Genomic DNA, 15,593 nt, shown 5'->3' with positions numbered 1-15,593 from the left:
CATATGCATTTCCAAAAGGATGCATTGGCCTTTGAAATACTCTCACATTTTGCAAGAGTTACAATTCGTTGATGAATTTTTTTCTAAAAAAGTTTTTGGAAGTTCAAAAACTTTGTTTCAGCTTTGGCACATCTTTTCAGAAATGAAGAGGTAAAATTTATAAAGAAGCACGGAGAGACAGGCTCGTCGAAGTGCTAGCAACCTGGTAACCAAACCAAGGTGCTAATTCCTGAACTTTTAAAGTGAATATAAATTATGAAAAAAGCACACAAACACATTCCGTACATCCAATTGCTGAACACGCACGCCAGATCCATGTGCTGTTGTTGCAGTTAATTTTCTGATCTCAAAAAAGAGATCTGTCTGTACTTTTTCCTTTTTCCAATTTCTTAATCTTTCTTTCAAAATGAATTTTGAAACGCAAGCAATTCGTACGCAATTATCGAATGCATCTCAGAGCGAGCATTCAGCACCAATCTATCTTACCAGCTCTTTCACCTTCCAAAATGCGGAAGAGGCAAGGGCTAAGTTCAATGATGAAATTCCAGGGAATATCTATTCCCGTTATTCCAATCCTAACACAGATGAGTTTATTGAAAAACTCTGTCTGCTGGAAGGAGCAGATGATGGGCTGGCCACTGCCACTGGTATGTCTGCTATGTTTACAAGTCTGGCAGGTTTGCTTCAGCACGGAGACCATGTATTAGCCTCTCGTGCACTGTTTGGGTCTACGCACCAACTTTTCACAAAAATTTTACCGAAATGGGGAATCGAACATTCGTACTTCAACATCCACCGTCCGGAAAAATGGGAAAGTCTTATTACCCCCAATACCAAAATGATTTTCGTGGAAACTCCTTCGAATCCCGGATTGGATATTGTGGATTTAGAATATTTAGGTCAGCTGGCAGAAAAACATAACCTTATTTTAAATGTGGACAATTGCTTTGCAACACCATACCTACAAAATCCAATTGAATGGGGTGCTCACATCGTCACTCATTCTGCCACCAAATTTATCGATGGACAGGGACGCACGTTGGGAGGAGCCATTGTCGGTAAAAAAGAGTTGATAGAAGAGCTTCGGTTTTTTGCACGCCATACAGGTCCAAGTTTATCTCCATTCAATGCATGGGTATTGAGCAAGAGCCTGGAGACATTAGCAGTGAGGATGGAAAAACATTGTGAGAACGCAGCGAAAATTGCTTCTTACCTCGAGGGGCACGAAGAACTTGAACTGGTGAAATATCCATTTTTAGAAAGTCACCCACAGCATGTGCTTGCAAAAAAGCAAATGAAGCACGGCGGCGCCATTGTTACTTTCATAGTAAAAGGAGGCTTGGAAAGAGGAGTTGAATTTTTAGATAACCTGCAAATGCTAAGTCTAACACCAAACTTAGGTGATACCCGAACCACTGTAACACACCCCGCAAGCACTACTCACAGCAAGCTGACAGAAGAGGAACGTGCAAGCGTTGGGATTGCTCCTGGACTAGTAAGAATTTCGGTTGGATTGGAAAACGTGAACGATATCCTCAATGACATTGAACAAGCGTTACAGGCCAGTAAACTGAATGAATTGAATGCCAGGATTAAAAAACTTGTAACATCATGAGAATGTCAAAATTGAGTTTAAAAGTCTGTTGTTTAATGCATATGCAGTGGAAAAGTATATTTCAGCCATCAAAAAAGAGGTATTTGTAAAATACATATGAAAACAAATACAAACCCTGATGGCCAAGGACATCAGGGTTTTTTTATACCAAAAAAAATAAGAAAATGTCAATATCAATATCAAAAGAAGCTCAACTCGATATTAGTGAGCTAACCAATAAAATAGACAACTTTCACACGGGAGATATTCCGGAGGAAAGATTCAAAGCATTCAGACTTACACGTGGGGTCTATGGGCAGCGTCAGCAAGGAGTGCAAATGCTCCGTATCAAACTTCCTTATGGAAAAGTGACACCAAATCAACTCAGGGTGATTGCAGATATAGCTGAAGATTATACCAACGGTAATCTTCATTTAACAACCAGACAAAACATCCAACTGCATCACATTCCTCTTGATGAAACGCCCGAAATATGGGCTAAGTTAGAGCAGGTAAAAGTTACTTTGCGAGAATCATGCGGCAATACCGTACGAAACGTTACAGCATCAGCATTGGCAGGAGTCGATCCAGACGAACCCTTTGATGTTACTCCACATGCGGATGCTGTCTTTCAATACTTTCTGAGAAATCCGATCTGCCAGGATATGGGAAGAAAAATCAAGATAGCCTTTTCGTCGAGTGATAAGGATGATGCCCTTACTTATATTCATGATTTTGGATTTATTCCAAAAGTAAAGAGCGGTATTCGGGGATTTAAAGTTTTGATTGGAGGTGGGCTTGGAGCGCAAACATTTTTTGGTCAGGAAGCATTTAATTTCTTGCCAGAAGAAAAAGTAATCCCATTCCTCGAAGCAGCCTTGAGAGTGTTTGATAGACATGGAGAAAGGGAGCGGAGACATAAGGCGAGACTGAAATATCTTTTGGATTCTAAAAAGGGGTTGGGACTCGGAGGTTTCCTAAAGCTAGTCGACGAAGAATATAAAGCGTTGCCAGATCAGATCTATCCAATTGAGTACTCAGAGAAAACTACCAATCAGCGTAAAAGACCCTACGCAAATTATCAAATTAAGGATAAAGCTTCTTTTGAAAAATGGAAACGGATGAATGTGTTGGAGCAAAAACAAACCGGGTTCTACGCAGTAAAAGTAAAAGTTCCCCTGGGTAATGTTTCATCGAAGGTAGCCAGAAAGATTGCTTTGATTGTAGAATCCTACGCAGCTTCAGATATTAGATTGAGCATCAATCAGGGACTTCTTTTCAGATATGTAAATAAGGAAAGTCTCGGGGCATTATATGCATCATTAAATGAGCTTGGATTAGCCAGTCCAGGGTTTGACACCCTTGCTGATGTGACTTCTTGCCCAGGCACAGATACATGCGCTTTAGGTGTAACAAGTAGTACGAAATTGGCCAACGAGCTTGAAAAGGTCATTCGGGAAGAATACCCACACTTGATAGACGAGTCGCAGATTAAAATAAAGATCAGCGGTTGCATGAATTCGTGTGGGCAGCATATGATAGCCAATATAGGATTTCATGGGAGTAGCATTAAAAGTGGAGACCTAACTCTTCCTGCCATGCAAGTTGTGATTGGTGGAGGTATAGAGCCGGATCTTAAAGGACACATAGCTGAAAAAGTGATCAAAATCCCAACCAAGCGGATACCAGATGCAGTGAGACTTCTTCTTGATGACTATGAATCCAATGCAGAGGAAACAGATTATTTCAATCAATATTATCGAAGAGAAGGAAAGAAATACTTCTACGAATTGCTCAAACCGCTTGCAGACTTATCAAACCTCCAGGATTCAGAATTTCTTGATTGGGGAAGTGAACAGGCATTTGTGCCAGAGGTGGGAGTGGGAGAGTGTGCTGGCGTTGTGTTTGACCTGGTGGATACGATCCTTGCAGATGCCAAAGAGCGAATTGGCTGCGCGGTAGAGGACTTTGACAAACAGAAATGGGCCAATACTATTTATCACAGTTACAATGCATTTGTGATTGGAGCGAAGGCTCTATTGCTGAGTAAGGATAATCAATGCAATACCCACAAGGGAATTATTGATGATTTTGAGTCTGCTTTTGCTGATGATCCATCATTTCCTATTGCTGCCTCTTTTTCCAATGAAGTATTGAAAATAAATCGGTACGCTCCGAATGCTGCTTTTGCAAAATCATACTTGACTGAGGCGACTCAGTTCATTGGAAGTATCAGTCTTACTCGTACGAATGATGCTGACTTGAAAGAGAAACTGGTTGTTAGTGATTACTATAAAGCATAAGTGGAATGGGTGAGCAAAAATTAACATTAGTAGGCGCTGGTCCTGGCGATCCTGATTTAATAACAGTAAAGGGTGTGAAAGCATTGGAGCAGGCAGATGTCGTGCTTTACGACGCGCTTGTGTCTGAGGAATTATTGCGATTTGCGCCATGCGCTGAACATATTTCAGTAGGTAAACGCGCCGGAAAGGCAAGCGTAACTCAAAAAACAATTAATCAATTGATCGTACAAAAGGCGATCAGTAAAGGGCATGTAGTCCGACTAAAAGGAGGTGATCCTTTTGTTTTCGGAAGAGGCTTTGAAGAGCTCATATATGCTCAAAGTCATGGAATTGAAACGGAGGTAGTGATTGGTATCAGTAGCATCATGCTACCAGGACTTTACGGTATTCCACTGACGTGTAGAGGTGTCAATCAAGGGTTTTCCGTCCTGACAGCAACTGCTGCTGACGGTTCGGTTACAAAGGAAGTGAGCAAAGCCGCGAGGCATGCTTCTACAGCTTTGATATTTATGGGTCTGTCAAAGTTGGGAGAGGTGATTGCTCACTATTTAAAAGAGGGTCGGGGTGATCTTCCTGTGGCGATAGTTAGCAATGGCTCGCATACTCACGCACAGGTAGTGGCTGGTACGGTGGATTCAATACTTGATGAAATCGGAGATCAAAGGCCAGCTTCCCCGGCACTCTTAATTTTTGGAGAAGGTGCATCCAATGCAATTCGATTAAATAATTTAAAACAGAAAGCAGGAATTATATGACAATAGGTAATTCATTGTTTCCAGTTTTTTTAAAACTGGATCAAATCCATGTGCTCGTAGTAGGAGGTGGTAACGTGGGCTTAGAAAAACTTGACGCATTGCTTAGAAATGATCATGAAGCAAAAGTGACGCTGGTGGCGCCAAAGGTCAAGTCTGAAATTTACATTCGAGAAGAGCTTTCTTGTGGAGTGAAGGTAAAAAGAAGAAAGTTTAGAAAAGAAGACCTTCAAGATGTTGACCTGGTGATTTTAGCCACCAACGATCAGTTACTCAATTTAAAGATCAGGTCTCTAGCTCGAAAATATCGGTTATTGGTAAATGTCGCAGATACACCACACTTATGTGATTTCTATCTCGGTTCCACATTAAAGAAAGGTGATCTAAAGATTGGCATTAGTACCAATGGTAAATCACCAACTTTTGCTAAGCGATTGAAAGAAGTATTGAATGAGACCATTCCGGATGAAACGAATGCTTTGCTTCAAAACTTGAGCGAGATACGTGATCGGTTAAAAGGTGATTTTTCCTACAAAGTGAAAGCCTTAAATGGAATAACAAAATCTTTAATTGATCGCAATGAAATCTGAGAGAAAAGAAAATTTGATTCAATTAAATGAGAGCTATAAGTCACTAAGCCCCCTGGATAGAATGGGACTACTCTTTCAAGATTTTGAATCTGATCGAATATTGGTCACTTCCTCTTTCGGCACCACTTCAGCAATTATTCTTCATATGATTAGCAAGGTTGCACCTGAACAACCAGTACATCTAGTAAATACAGGATTCTTGTTTGAAGAAACCCTGCAATATAAAAATGAGATTGAGAAGCGATTAGGGCTGAATATTATTGAAGTGGGAGCAAGTGAGAATAAACATCGATTCACCAGAGAAAACCAAACATGGAAATATCAGAATGATCTCTGCTGTTTTATCAATAAAGTGGACCCTACCAATCAATTAAAAAAAGGAAAGGATGTCTGGATTTCGGGGTTGCTTCGGTTTCAAAATGAAAACAGGCAACACTTAAGAATATTTGAGCCTAGAAATGAACTGCTTAAGTTTCATCCAATCATTGATATGACGCCCGAAGAAGTGAGTTTATATACTACAATATATGAGCTTCCTCAAAACAAACTCTATTATCAAGGATTTGGCTCTGTGGGATGTACACATTGTACGGAAAAAGGAGATCAACGTGAGGGTAGGTGGCTAAACAATAAAAAAACAGAATGTGGCTTACATTTATAAAATGCTTAGTTGAAGTGATTCATGGTTCTTTCCAAACCAATGGTGCAGAAAGAATGAATCGCTTCTATAGCTCTGTCCATGTTGAGTACAAGCTCATCAAGCTCTTGCTGAGAAAAAGGACTAAGTACATAATCGACCTGCTGCCCTTTATGAAAAGCATCTCCAACTCCAAATCTGAGCCGTGGATAGTTCTGACCACCGTTTAACTGTTCAATGTTTTTTAGTCCATTGTGTCCACCAGCAGAACCACGAGGCTTCAATCTAATTTTACCATAAGGCAAGGCAATGTCATCCGTGATTACAAGAAGGTTTTCCTTGGGTATTTTGTGTTGTTGTAAATAGTGATTTACAGCTTTGCCGCTGAGATTCATGTAGGTGGTAGGTTTCACAAGATGAAGTGTTCGTCCTTTGTGCTTGAGTTCAGTAGTAAAGGCCAACTTGTTCATCTCGAACTTTACACCTTGTTCATCGGCCATTCGATCAAGTACTAGAAAGCCAATGTTATGTCTTGTCAGCTCATATTCAGCTCCGATATTACCAAGACCAACGATTAAGTATTTCATTTTTGAACAAAAAAAATCCCGACGCGAAGGTCGGGATTAAAATTATAGTTTTGAAATCTTTATGATTCAGAAGACTCCTCTGCAGCTGGTGCATCTCCGCCTTCAGCTCCTTCAGTTGCTCCTTCTTCACCTTCTTCTTCTTCACCTTCTTCGTCCTCCGCATCTTTACCTCTAAGAGCTCGTGGTACTTCGATACCTGCAAGAGTCACTAGTGGGCTGTTTAAAATTTCATATTCTCCTACTTCAAGTTCACCAACTTTAATAGACTTTCCTAAACCTAGCTTGGACACATCTACTTCGATGTATTCAGGCATATTTTTAGGCAATGCTTTGATCTGCAAGTATTTTACCTTTCTGATCAGCTTACCACCTTGCTGGATTCCAGGTGCTGTTCCTACTGGGTGAACAGGAATGTTCATCTTAATAGGCGTTCCTCTAAATAGCTGAAGGAAATCAGCATGCATGATGATTTCACTTACTGGGTGGAACTGAACATCCTGAATGATAGCTTCGAATGGTTCTGGTTCTCCTTCAATTGTCAATAAAGCAAAGTGCGCTTCGTCAGTGTATACTAGGTCTCTAAACAAGATCATTGGAGCGTAGAAATGAATCTGATGATCACCACCGTATACTACGCATGGTACCATTCCTTCTTCTCTTAAGCGCTTCGCTTCTGTCTTGCCGAGATTTGCTCTTTTATACCCTATAATCTCAACAGTTTTCATAATTGAATTTGATTTAAAATATGATTATTTAATAAATAATGAACTAATGGATTCGTGATCGTGGATCTTACGAATTGCTTTTGCAAAAAGCTCTGCCACGGTCAGTACTTTGATTTTTGAAGTTTCTTGCTTTTGAGGAATTGTATCGGTGATGATCAATTCTTCCAGAGCAGATTCTTCAATATTCTTATGTGCATTTCCTGAAAGTACTCCATGTGTTGCGATGGCTCTTACAGAGTTGGCACCTTTTTCTTTTAATAGAGTTCCAGCTTTACTAATGGTTCCGGCAGTATCTACCATGTCATCAACCAGAACTACGTCTTTGCCTTCTACATCTCCAATTACTTGCATGGATGCTACTTCATTTGCGCGTTTTCTATGCTTGTCACAAATCACCATATCTACTTCGAAAAGCTTCGCGTATGATCGTGCACGAGCTGTTCCTCCTACATCAGGAGAAGCAATGATCATATTGTCAAGCTTCAGATTTTTCAAATATGGATAGAAGATTGCAGATGCGTCCAAATGGTCAACCGGGATATCGAAAAATCCTTGTATTTGACCAGCGTGTAGGTCACACGTCATGATTCTGTCTGCTCCAGCTGATGTTAATACATTAGCAGCAAGCTTAGCAGCTATCGAAACTCTTGGTTTGTCTTTTCTGTCCTGCCTTGCATATCCGAAGTATGGAACAACGACAGTTACGTATTTTGCACTTGCTCTTCTTGCAGCGTCAATTAGTAAAAGGAGTTCCCAAATATTGTCGGCAGGGGGAACGGTAGATTGGATGAGGAAGACATCTGAGCCTCTCACCGATTCGGTAAAGTAAACGCCCATTTCGCCATCACTAAAGGTTTGCTTTTCGCTAAGACCCAGAGGCTTACCGTAATTATTAGCAATTGCATTTGCTAGTTCTGGATTCGCTGAGCCTGAGAATATCTTTACTGATGACATCTTACTTAAAATAAATCCCGCCTTTGTTAGCGGGATTTTAGTTTGGAGTTCCATTTGGAACAAGTTGGCCTACTAGGGCTCGAACCTAGACTCTTCTGTACCAAAAACAGACGTGTTGCCAGTTACACCATAGGCCAATACCGGAATATTTTTTAAAGTGTCAATCCCTCACTTCCGTTTTATCGGACGGCAAAATTAGTTTATTAATTGTTAAAACAAAAGACTAAACTTTGGATTTTGGCTGTTTAAACTTATGAGAAATATGTTCGTGAAAAAAAGTTGAATGGATTGATATGAATTCTTAAAATTACAAACAAAAGCTACATGGCTGGCCAACATTAAATTAAGGTTTAGTTGGAATTAATATTACTCTTTCTAACCATATTGGCTGGTGCACAGTATACATTATAATGCGAATCAAAAACAACATCAAAATGAAAAGAATAATAGTAGTGCTCTTATATTTCGTTTTGGCACTCAATTCTGGAGTGGCTCAAGGCATAACTCTTGAAAAAAAAGAAGTCAAAACTGGCAATACATCTTTCTATTATTACACCTCAGAAGAAAAGTCTGATGCTGTAGTTCTGCTTTTTCATGATTGGTTTGGGGTATCGGACTTGAGCTATGAAATGGCAGATAGAATAAGTGAAGCAGGAATGGATGTAGTAATAATGGATTTATATAAAGGAAAATCGGCTAAAACAAATCAAGAAGCAGGAGGACTTATGAACTCCATTGACCAGGCTAACATGTGGGAATACATTGATGAGGTATTAAAAATCGCAGGTAAAAAACATGAGAATATTTTCATTTGGGGATTTAGCCTAGGAACCATTCCAGCTTCCCAAACGGCAATTAAGAATAACGAGATTGTGGATGGGATGATTCTGTTTTATGGCAATGTCACCCAAGATCAGGAGCAAATAGCCAAGATCACCTTTCCTACATTGATGGTTATGGGTGCCAAGGATAACCCTGATGGAGCGATCAACTTCTTCAACAATGTGAATAAGGCATCAGGGACAGCTAGACTCTTCATATATCCAAATGCGCGTCATGCCTTTGCGCAAAAGCTATTTAATGCGGGTGGGAATTATGATGAGGCCGCCAAAGAAGCCAGCTTGGAAGTAGCATTTCGATTTCTATTGGAATACAATGAATAATAGCAATATTTTAATAACTACTGTTTATATCCGTTTGTAGTGATTATACCGCGCTTGTTGCCTAAGGACTTCATTATTTTAACGACACATCTTCTTTCTTACAATGCATCTGAAGCAATGATATTTTTATGTTGTGTTTCATATAATTTGCCTTTTGATGATAAAAAAGTGAATGATATCACATAGCATGAACCCTGCAAAATACTTTAATGTAGCGCTTCTATTCTTAGCATTCCATCAAATGTTTGCGCAGACCAACGTGCAAGAAATGGAGTCTTTTCTTCAGAGAAGTGTAACGGAGGTTGATTCAGCTACATTGACACAAAATATCAGACAATTCCTTTATTTAAACTCTGACAATGGTGTACCTAAATGGTTTGATGGAAGTATCGTTTTAAAATCTGGTTATCAGCTAAATGGTATTAAACTCAAGTTTAATGTGTTTGATAACAGTGTATATCTAAAGGCCAACAATAAACACTTTAAAGCATCAAATTCGACCATAAGTGGATTCATTATCGATGGAGCAGATGGCGAATTGCAATTCAGAAAAGGATTTGGATTGCCTTATGAGGGCATTGTCGAAGTAACAACTTCACTCAGGCATCAAGAAATTCTGACTTATTTGAAAGATTACCCAGACTTTGAGTCAATAAGCATTCGACTTTTAAGTATTGAAAAAAGGGCTCGTAATCATAAGTTATCAATCGAGCTGGAAACAAAGTCTAGTCAAGCCATTTTTAAGCTAAAAAACTATCTGATTAAGCATGATGCTATTGCCAATGTGGATTCAGAATATTTGATTCCAGAGCTCAATGAAAACACCTATGTTGAGGTGCTATTTGAGCATGAATCTTTCACTGTTGTAAAACACCACTTTAAAAAAGTAGCACAAATAGGATCGGTATCGCTCAGTCAGCACAAGAGTATTTTCATGTTTGACGAAAAGGACTATTACATTGCAAGCAATAAAAAGATACTTACCGAATTCCTTTTCAATAAAGCTTCGATCAAAAAAGCATTTTACGCTTCTCAATTTGATAATTATCCTAAACTTAGAAAAGTTGGGAGTGAGGTAAAGTTCATGAAATGGCTCAATCAAAACCTTGATTGATTACTTGGCGTGCTCCTTCACCCAATCAAATGCATTTACAAATGGCTCCATCCACGGAGATACTTCTGCACTTTCTAGACCGGCTTTATATGGCCAGTTCCATTGGAAAAGCGAGCGCTCAAGGTGTGGCATAATTGCTAAGTGTCTTCCATCTTTTGATGCTAACGCAGCTGTGTTGAAATCACTTCCGTTGGTATTGCCAGGAAATTCTGAATATGAATATTTAACCGGAATTAAGTAATCAGTCTCGTTGCCCGGCAATTCAAACTTACCTTCACCATGAGCAAGCCAGATTCCTAATTTCGATCCGATCATGGATTGAAGCATTATGGAATTAGTCTCCTGGATGTCAACATTTACAAATCCACATTCAAACTTTTCTGAAGAATTGTGATGCATCCTTGGATGGCTATCGCCCAATTCCGGATAGATAAGCCCCAGCTCCATCATCAGTTGACAACCATTACAAACACCTAAACTCAATGTATCCGTGCGAGCATAGAAACTATCTAGTGCTGCTTTGGCTTTCTCATTAAATAGAAAAGAACCTGCCCATCCTTTGGCAGACCCAAGTACATCCGAATTGGAAAAACCACCCACAAAGACAATTACATTGACTTCACTCAAGTCTTCTCTTCCTGTGATAAGGTCAGTCATGTGAACGTCTTTCACATCAAAGCCGGCTAGCCAGAGTGCATAAGCCATTTCCCTGTCACTGTTGACGCCTTGTTCTCGAATGATAGCTGCTTTGACGCCAGATTTACCTTTTCGGTTAAAGTCTAAATTTAGTGTAGAGGCTTTACCGTCGTATCGTTTTGGATAGGAGTAGGAGAGTGGTTGATTAAATCGGTTAGCAGTTCTAGTTTTTGAGACAGTTGTTTCTGTTTGCTTTAAATCAAGCAACGCCGATGTTTTGAACCAGAGTTGACGAGCTTGATCTATATCAAACGAATGAGAAAAGCTTCCATTCTTAACGTCTACTTTACGCGCATTTGTCAGTTCTCCAATTTCATGAAAACCAACACCGTTTTCAGTCAAAATTTCAGTCACACTTGAATCTGTAAACTGAATTAACAATGCTGGCTTTTCAGAAAAAAGCACCCTGATACTGTCAGTTTCATTTAACCCTGATAGATCAACTTGCAAGCCTCCTTGAGTATTGGCAAAGTTCATTTCTAGTAAAGCAGTAATCAGACCACCAGCAGAAATGTCATGACCAGCTATGATAAGCCCCTTATTAATCAGCTTTTGTACTGTATTGAAAGCACTCGCAACAGTCTGAGCACTCGCTTCCGGTGTTTTACTACCAATCTTTGATTGCGTCTGCGCGAAGGAGGAACCTCCTAATTCAAAATCACTACCAGAGAAATCAATATAGAGAAGCTTCGAACCTTTTTGTGAAAAGTCAATTACAGGACTTACCGTCTTATTAACATCAGAAACCTCAGCTACGGAGCTGATGATGACGGTTCCTGGAGCATATACTTTTTCACCATCAGGGTACTTTTGTGTCATAGACATGGAGTCTTTTCCCGTCGGCACATTGATGCCAAGTTCACAAGCAAAGTCACTAATGGCCTTAACTCCTCTATACAATCGAGCATTTTCTCCTTCATTTTTGGCTGGCCACATCCAGTTAGCACTTAGTGACACACCTTTCAGTCCATAGGAGAGAGGTGCCCATACCAAATTGGTTAAGGATTCTGTAATAGATAATCTAGAGCCGGCTCCAGAGTCAATCAAGCCTGGGACAGGTGAGTGACCTATCGATGTGGCAATTCCTTTGTTCGTTTTAAAGTCCAATGCCATTACGCCTACATTGTTGAGTGGCAGTTGAAGTTCACCGCAAGTCTGCTGTGTTGCAACTCTCCCTGAGACACATCGATCCACTTTGTTAGTGAGCCAATCCTTACAAGCCACTGCTTCCAATTGAAGTACTGCATTCAGGTATGTATCCACTTTTTCTTCTGAATAACTAAGGTCTTCAAAGTTTGAATTTTGACTCTTGTCTTCAAGAATGGTTTTTGGTGATGACCCAAAAAGATGATGAAGTTTTAAATCAAAAGGAGAGGATTCTCCGTCGTTTACAAATCTCAATTCATTGTTGGAGCCAGCTTCTCCTACTTCGTAATAGGGCGCTCGTTCCCGCTCAGATACTTTTTTTAGATACTCTGCATCTTGCTCATTGATGACTAATCCCATGCGTTCCTGAGATTCATTACCTAGCACTTCCTTCGCCGAAAGTGTTTCATCACCTACAGGAAGTTTCTTCAGATTAATAACTCCACCAGTTTCTTCCACCAGTTCTGATAGACAGTTTAAGTGACCGCCGGCACCATGATCGTGAATGGAAGTAATTGTGTTGTCATCCAACTCTACCATTGCTCTCACCGCATTCGCAACACGTTTCTGCATTTCTGGGTTGGATCGTTGAACAGCGTTAAGTTCAAGCGACTGATTGAATGCCCCGGTATCCACCGAAGACACAGCGCTACCACCCATTCCAATCCGGTAGTTATCACCACCCATTACCACTATCTTTTCTCCGGGACTTACTGGCTTTTTCTGTGCATCCTTTTGCTTACCATAGCCAACACCACCTGCCTGCATGATTACTTTGTCATAGCCATATTTTTTTCCACTTTCTTCATGCTCAAAAGTGAGCACACTGCCACAGATTAGTGGTTGTCCAAATTTGTTCCCATAATCACTTGCCCCATTAGAAGCTTTCGTTAGAATCTCTTGAGGTGTTTGATAAAGCCATTTTCGTGCAGGTTTTTCCCAGGTTTGAGGATCTTCCAATCGGGAATAAGAAGTCATATATACTGCAGTTCCTGCAAGAGGAATGCTGCCCTGACCGCCAGCCATACGATCTCTAATTTCTCCACCCGATCCGGTAGCCGCTCCATTGAATGGTTCTACGGTAGTTGGGAAGTTGTGTGTTTCTGCTTTGAGTGAAATTACAGACTCAAATTCCTTTGTGTCAAACCAGTCTGGCTTGTCTTGCGTTGCTGGTGCAAATTGCTGAACACTAGGACCTTGAATGAAAGCAACATTATCCTTGTATGCCGAAACCAGATAATTAGGATTTTCTTTAGACGTCTTCTTAATCCACTGGAACAGAGATAGCTCTTGCTCTTTGCCATCAATAATAAATGTTCCATTGAAGATTTTATGACGACAGTGTTCTGAGTTAATCTGTGAAAATCCGAATACTTCAGAATCTGTAAGTGGCCTTCCAATTTCCTTAGAAACTCCTTCTAAGTAGTCAATTTCTTCACTGCTAAGTGCCAATCCTTCTTGCTTGTTATAGGAAGAAATATCATCAATGTGTTTGATGGGCTCTGAAGTGCGATCCAGAGTAAAAATAGATTGATCCAAATTTTCATAGACCTGCTGCAGCATGGGATCAAAGGCTCCAACAGATGAATCAGTAAGGTAAGTTTCAATTCTAGTGATGGAATGAATTGCCGCATTATGAGCAATATCTGTAGCATTGGTGCTCCATGGAGAGATCATCTCTTTTCGCGGGCCAATAAATTTGCCGGTTATGGTTTTGTGGCTAACAGGCTTTGCTCCGGAAAAAAGCCATTCGAGTTTGTTGATTTCATCAGATGTAAGCGGAGTGGAAACGCCTACGGCGATAATTGCGTCTTCAGAATTTTGGAAGAATTGAATCATTGAAGGAACCTCTTTTTGAAGTCCGCAAAATTAACCTTTTTGTCTGCTTTGACTCACTCGGATTTCAACAATTTCCTAATGGATTTGCGAAGAGCTCCAACTGTTACAGATGAGTAACCAATGATCACTTTTTCAATAACTCCATCTCTATTCACTACAAAGTGTGTTGGGTAAGACCTTACATTTAAGGCTAAGCAAAAGTCCTTTACGTCTGGAACGATTTCATAGAGAAATTCTCGCTTCCCTAAAAACTTATTTACTTTCTCTAAATCATCGAAAGTAGGCGCTAGAAAAACAATATTTTCATTTTTAAATTCGGAAACCATCTCATTCATCTCTGGCATTTCCATGATACAAGGCGTACACCGTGAAAACCAGAAATTAACTAATAGTATCTTCCCTTTGAGTTCCTCCTTTGTGTAAGATGTACCATCTAACGTGGTTAGTGTAAAATCTGGGAACGATTTACCTTTCATTTTTTTCACCTCCTTTTTAGCTTCTGCTACTTGTTGGATTTGCTCTTCTGTTGGTTGAGAGAATGAAAGGAATGGAGCGATCAAGAAAATAAGTATACCTAGTTTTTGCATTCAAGAGTGTTTATCCCGAATCAATTTAGCCACTTCTTGCTTAATAAGCTGATGATGTTTCAATGGTAAAACGTCTACCTCAAAACCACCCATCTTTCTGATTATCGGTAATATCTTCTCAGGTTTAATGATATGGTCTTTACTTCCCAGAATTATTCTTCGTTTAAATTCAGCCTGATTGAATAACGACGCAAGCTGTTTTTTTGAGTAGCCTAGTGGTTTAAAATGATTCCATGATATGTAGACACGCTTTCTATTAGCAGCATCACCTAATTCCTTCCGCACGAAATTGCCTAAATATGGACTTACAATACGATACTTGTCATTAAAGGCAATCAATCCATCTAATGCTGATGGATTTAACAATAGGTGCTTAAAAAGTAATCGAATAATAGGTGTAGTAGCCAGTTTAAACCAAATGGTTAAGAAAACCCCATCGGGAGCTATAAGGGTGATTTCTTTCGTTTTTTTTGGAAAAGTCAAGGCTGAAGCTATTGCAAACCTACCTCCAAGACTAAATCCGATTACTGAAAATTCAGTGATCTTTTCGGTTGCTAAAAATTGCTCTAAATAAAACTTCCAGTCATTTTTAGAAAGGCTATTGTATACTCTGGTACTCTTGCCATGATAGAAAAGATCAAAGGAGTAAATAGTATACTCTTTGCCTAATTCTTTGGTCCAATCTTGAAATATTTTATTGTCTTGTCCAAAGCCATGAAAGGCTAATAATATTTTATCTCCATCTCCAAACTTGAAATAAAATAGCTGTCCATTATCTGTTTGAATACTCGTCATTTGCTTGATAAATCGGACAATATTCCGTTCTGTAAAAAAAAATCAATGAAATAGGGAACAAATACATTTTCAATACGTTGTTTTGCACGATGGAAACTTTTGGTAAGCTTA

The 15,593-nt window shown here is 39.7% G+C and carries 13 protein-coding genes, 1 tRNA gene and 1 riboswitch; of the genes, 7 read left to right on the top strand and 7 right to left on the bottom strand.

What is annotated here, in order from left to right:
* Positions 1–154 precede the first annotated feature (154 nt).
* Positions 155–255: riboswitch (SAM riboswitch) on the top strand.
* A gap of 151 nt (positions 256–406) precedes the next feature.
* The 5 genes from ABJG98_RS06980 to ABJG98_RS06960 all read left to right on the top strand — a co-directional run bounded on the left by ABJG98_RS06980 (position 407) and on the right by ABJG98_RS06960 (position 5,900).
* Complete coding sequence (locus tag ABJG98_RS06980; protein ID WP_348278773.1) at positions 407–1,615, top strand: aminotransferase class I/II-fold pyridoxal phosphate-dependent enzyme; 1,209 nt, start codon at positions 407–409, stop codon at positions 1,613–1,615.
* A 164-nt stretch (positions 1,616–1,779) separates the two neighbouring features.
* Complete coding sequence (locus ABJG98_RS06975) at positions 1,780–3,897, top strand: nitrite/sulfite reductase (protein WP_348278772.1); 2,118 nt, start codon at positions 1,780–1,782, stop codon at positions 3,895–3,897.
* A gap of 5 nt (positions 3,898–3,902) precedes the next feature.
* On the top strand, positions 3,903–4,652 hold the full coding sequence (gene cobA / locus ABJG98_RS06970; RefSeq protein WP_348278771.1) for a uroporphyrinogen-III C-methyltransferase: 750 nt from the start codon (positions 3,903–3,905) through the stop codon (positions 4,650–4,652).
* Positions 4,649–5,239 carry a bifunctional precorrin-2 dehydrogenase/sirohydrochlorin ferrochelatase gene (locus ABJG98_RS06965; RefSeq protein WP_348278770.1) on the top strand — a complete coding sequence of 197 codons (591 nt, stop codon included), beginning with the start codon at positions 4,649–4,651 and terminating at the stop codon, positions 5,237–5,239. Before cobA ends, ABJG98_RS06965 begins: the two co-directional genes overlap by 4 nt.
* Positions 5,229–5,900, top strand: coding sequence for a phosphoadenylyl-sulfate reductase (locus tag ABJG98_RS06960; protein WP_348278769.1), 672 nt, complete (start codon positions 5,229–5,231; stop codon positions 5,898–5,900). The genes ABJG98_RS06965 and ABJG98_RS06960 overlap by 11 nt, the downstream gene beginning before the upstream one ends.
* A gap of 5 nt (positions 5,901–5,905) precedes the next feature.
* Here ABJG98_RS06960 and pth read toward each other — a convergent pair whose 3' ends face one another.
* The 4 genes from pth to ABJG98_RS06940 all read right to left on the bottom strand — a co-directional run bounded on the left by pth (position 5,906) and on the right by ABJG98_RS06940 (position 8,279).
* On the bottom strand, positions 5,906–6,463 hold the full coding sequence (gene pth, locus ABJG98_RS06955) for an aminoacyl-tRNA hydrolase (protein WP_348278768.1): 558 nt from the start codon (positions 6,461–6,463) through the stop codon (positions 5,906–5,908).
* Between the two features lie 59 nt (positions 6,464–6,522).
* A complete protein-coding gene (locus ABJG98_RS06950) occupies positions 6,523–7,188 on the bottom strand; it encodes a 50S ribosomal protein L25/general stress protein Ctc (RefSeq protein WP_348278767.1) in 666 nt (221 codons plus the stop codon).
* A gap of 24 nt (positions 7,189–7,212) precedes the next feature.
* Positions 7,213–8,142, bottom strand: coding sequence for a ribose-phosphate pyrophosphokinase (locus ABJG98_RS06945; RefSeq protein ID WP_348278766.1), 930 nt, complete (start codon positions 8,140–8,142; stop codon positions 7,213–7,215).
* A 64-nt stretch (positions 8,143–8,206) separates the two neighbouring features.
* A tRNA-Gln gene (locus ABJG98_RS06940) sits at positions 8,207–8,279 on the bottom strand.
* Positions 8,280–8,576: 297 nt separating this feature from the next.
* Here ABJG98_RS06940 and ABJG98_RS06935 point away from each other — a divergent pair.
* Positions 8,577–9,305 carry an alpha/beta fold hydrolase gene (locus tag ABJG98_RS06935; protein ID WP_348278765.1) on the top strand — a complete coding sequence of 243 codons (729 nt, stop codon included), beginning with the start codon at positions 8,577–8,579 and terminating at the stop codon, positions 9,303–9,305.
* A gap of 187 nt (positions 9,306–9,492) precedes the next feature.
* Positions 9,493–10,419, top strand: a complete 927-nt coding sequence (locus ABJG98_RS06930) for a hypothetical protein (protein WP_348278764.1) — start codon at positions 9,493–9,495, stop codon at positions 10,417–10,419.
* Here the strand turns inward: ABJG98_RS06930 and purL are convergent, their stop codons facing one another.
* Genes purL through ABJG98_RS06915 form a run of 3 tightly spaced genes read right to left on the bottom strand, consistent with a single transcriptional unit; the run spans position 10,420 to position 15,482 of the window.
* On the bottom strand, positions 10,420–14,100 hold the full coding sequence (gene purL / locus ABJG98_RS06925; protein ID WP_348278763.1) for a phosphoribosylformylglycinamidine synthase: 3,681 nt from the start codon (positions 14,098–14,100) through the stop codon (positions 10,420–10,422).
* 53 nt (positions 14,101–14,153) lie between these two features.
* The gene (locus tag ABJG98_RS06920) at positions 14,154–14,687 is read right to left on the bottom strand and encodes a TlpA disulfide reductase family protein (protein ID WP_348278762.1); all 534 of its coding nucleotides are present in this window, start codon (positions 14,685–14,687) and stop codon (positions 14,154–14,156) included.
* Positions 14,688–15,482 carry an alpha/beta hydrolase gene (locus ABJG98_RS06915; protein ID WP_348278761.1) on the bottom strand — a complete coding sequence of 265 codons (795 nt, stop codon included), beginning with the start codon at positions 15,480–15,482 and terminating at the stop codon, positions 14,688–14,690. It abuts the gene before it with no gap.
* Between the last annotated feature and the right edge of the window lie 111 nt (positions 15,483–15,593).

The sequence above is a fragment of the Ekhidna sp. genome (assembly GCF_039960695.1).
GTDB lineage: Bacteria > Bacteroidota > Bacteroidia > Cytophagales > Cyclobacteriaceae > Ekhidna.
Note: the sequence above shows the minus strand (reverse complement) of the source record. Positions and strands in the feature narration are given on the sequence as shown.